The organism is Mycobacterium sp. TH-M15 (assembly GCF_057473705.1).
Map to the genome: position 1 here is coordinate 1 of NZ_JBYCLB010000229.1, position 2,941 is coordinate 2,941.

A 2,941-nucleotide genomic window follows, 5' to 3' on the forward strand; every position below is an offset into this window, starting at 1 on the left:
GTGAACTGGGTCGCCTTGTTGACGATCGCGGCGCCCTCGACCGCCTCGGTCAGGTTCGCCCCGGATCTCGGTGCCGTCACTAGCCCACCGAGCCTTCCATCTGCAGCTGGATCAGCTTGTTCAGCTCCAGCGCGTACTCCATCGGCAGCTCCTTGGCGATCGGCTCGACGAAACCGCGAACCACCATCGCCATCGCCTCGTCCTCGGCGATGCCGCGGCTCATCAGGTAGAACAGCTGGTTCTCGCTGACCTTCGAGACGGTGGCCTCGTGGCCCATGGTGACGTCGTCTTCCCGGATGTCGACGTAGGGGTAGGTGTCGCTGCGGCTGATGTCGTCGACCAGCAGCGCGTCGCATTTGACGCTGGACTTGGACCCGTGCGCGCCCTTGTGGATCTCCACCAGGCCGCGGTAGGAGGATCGGCCACCGCCGCGTGCCACCGACTTCGACACGATGTTGCTCGACGTGTGCGGGGCCAGGTGCAGCATCTTGGCGCCGGTGTCCTGGTGTTGGTCCTCGCCGGCGAACGCCACCGAGAGCACCTCCCCGGTGGCGTGCTCGCCGGTCATCCAGACCGCCGGGTACTTCATGGTGATCTTCGAACCGATGTTGCCGTCGACCCACTCCATGGTGGCGCCGGCCTCGGCGCGAGCCCGCTTGGTGACCAGGTTGTAGACGTTGTTCGACCAGTTCTGGATGGTGGTGTACCGGCACCGGCCACGAGGCTTGACGACGATCTCCACCACCGCCGAGTGCAGCGAGTCGCTCGAGTACACCGGCGCGGTGCAGCCCTCGATGTAGTGCACGTAGGCGTCCTCGTCGACGATGATCAGCGTCCGCTCGAACTGGCCCATGTTCTCGGTGTTGATCCGGAAGTAGGCCTGCAGCGGGATGTCGACGTGCACCCCCTTGGGCACGTAGATGTAGCTGCCGCCCGACCACACCGCGGTGTTCAGCGCCGAGAACTTGTTGTCCCCGGCCGGGATGACGGTGGCGAAGTGCTCCCGGAAGACGTCCTCGTGCTCGCGCAGCGCGCTGTCGGTGTCCAGGAAGACCACGCCTTGCTCCTCGAGGTCTTCGCGGATCTTGTGGTACACCACCTCGGATTCGTACTGGGCCGCCACCCCGCCGATGTAGCGGGCCTTCTCGGCCTCCGGGATGCCCAGCCGGTCGTAGGTGTTTCGGATATCGTCCGGCAGGTCCTCCCAGGTCTGCGCCTGCTTCTCGCTGGCCCGCACGAAGTACTTGATGTTGTCGAAGTCGATGCCGGACACGTCGCCGCCCCAGGTCGGCAGCGGCTTCTTCAGGAAGGTCCGGTAGGCGCGCAGCCGGGTCTCCAGCATCCACTCCGGCTCGTTCTTCTTCGCCGAGATATCGCGCACGACCTCCTCGGAGAGCCCCCGTTGCGCGGCAGCGCCGGCCGAATCCGAGTCAGCCCAGCCGTATTCGTAGCGGCCCAGCGACGCGATCGTCTCCTCCTGGGTCAGCGGCGCTGTGGCCGCCGAGGAGGATGTGGCGGCCTCCGGCGTGAGAGTCATGATGACGCTCCTTCGTGTTCGTGGTGACTCCGGCGCAGCCGCGCGCCGAAGATCGATCGGTTCTGTTAGTGCTGTTTGTCGGTGCTGGTGGTCAGTGGGACATGTGTGGTGCATACGTAGTTGCCGCCGGCGATCGTGGCCAGCCGCTGGACGTGGGTGCCGAGCATCTCGGCCATCGCCTGCCGCTCGGCTTGGCAGAGCTCCGGGAACTCTCGGGCGACCCCGGCCACCGGGCAATGATGCTGCAGGATCTGCACGCCGTGCACGGCACCACCGTCCACCCGGGCGGTGCAGGCCGCGTACCCCGCCCTGGTCAGCGCGGCCGCGATCTGCTCCGCGGTGGCCTCGGCGGCGCCTTCGCTGCCGTGCGCCGGGGTGACCTCGGCCAGGATCGCGTCGATCCGCTGGCGAGCGAAGGCCCGGACGGCGTCCTCGCCGCCGATCTCGCGCAGCTGCCGCATCGCCGCCAGCGCCAGGTCGTCGTAGCGGTGCCCCAGCTTGCCCCGGCCGGTGGCGGTGAGCCGGTAGTGCTTGGCCGGCCGGCCGCGCCCGACCTGCCCCCGGGTCGGCACGACGTGCGTCTCGACGTCACCGGCCTCCACCAACGCATCCAGGTGCCGGCGCACCCCGGCCGCGGAGATGCCGAGCTCGGCGGCGATCTCGCCGGCGGTGATCGACCCGGACTCCATCAACAGCCGCACCACCTCGCGGCGGGTGGCGCCGTCGTGGGCCGCGCTCCCCGGCGCGTCGCCGACGGCCGCACCATCCAGGCGCACCGCGGCGGTCTGCGTGCCCGGGCCGATTTTCACAACACCAGTGTGACAAAATTCCGGTGCCCGGTCCAGGCAGGGTTGCCTCAATCCGAGTTGCGCTGGTCACAGTCGGCGGAGTGTCGAGGCTGCGTGTACCACGTTCGGGGCAGCCCCCGGGCCCACAACCGGGCCGCGCATTCTGGCCCTCCCATCAATCGCCGCACATAGCAGCTACCGGAGCGATGGGAACCCGGCCCTCGACAACATGGGTGTGGTCATTGCCGGTGGAACGGACGTGACGCCACCCTGACATGGGGGCATCGCGGATCCCGTAGACGAACGCGCTCAACGACGACACGCCAGAGTCCCCCTAATCGCCGACCACGCGCTCCAGCAATCGAAACCCCGAGGGTCGCGAACGGTCGATGCGGCTAGCGAAGCCCCGGAAATCAGAACGCCTCCTGCCGCTCGGAGCGATGCTCCGGTCCATGTCCCGGGGGAATACGGCGGAATCGAATAGGCGGGTTACCCGGACTAGTCTGCTCTGCATAGTGCCCCGAACGCGTTCGCGGCTGGTACTCCGGCACTGCCGAGCGTGCTGTAACCGCTATTGATGGAGCGGGTGGGTCACCGGCCGGAGCTCCAGCCGCGG

General features: G+C 67.9%; 2 protein-coding genes. Both read right to left on the bottom strand.

Going from position 1 to position 2,941, the window contains the following annotated elements; all coding sequences use genetic code 11:
• Positions 1-79: 79 nt before the first annotated feature.
• Positions 80-1,537 carry a Fe-S cluster assembly protein SufB gene (sufB, locus tag AC2VNT_RS05430; RefSeq protein ID WP_486945881.1) on the bottom strand — a complete coding sequence of 486 codons (1,458 nt, stop codon included), beginning with the start codon at positions 1,535-1,537 and terminating at the stop codon, positions 80-82.
• A gap of 65 nt (positions 1,538-1,602) precedes the next feature.
• Entirely contained in the window at positions 1,603-2,313 is a 711-nt protein-coding gene (locus AC2VNT_RS05435) for a helix-turn-helix transcriptional regulator (RefSeq protein ID WP_486945882.1), read from the bottom strand.
• Positions 2,314-2,941 lie beyond the last annotated feature (628 nt).

What these genes read in the sequence shown, in the direction of transcription:
- sufB (WP_486945881.1), bottom strand. Translation starts at nt 1,537, where the DNA reads ATGACTCTCACGCCGGAGGCCGCCACATCCTCCTCGGCGGCCACAGCG.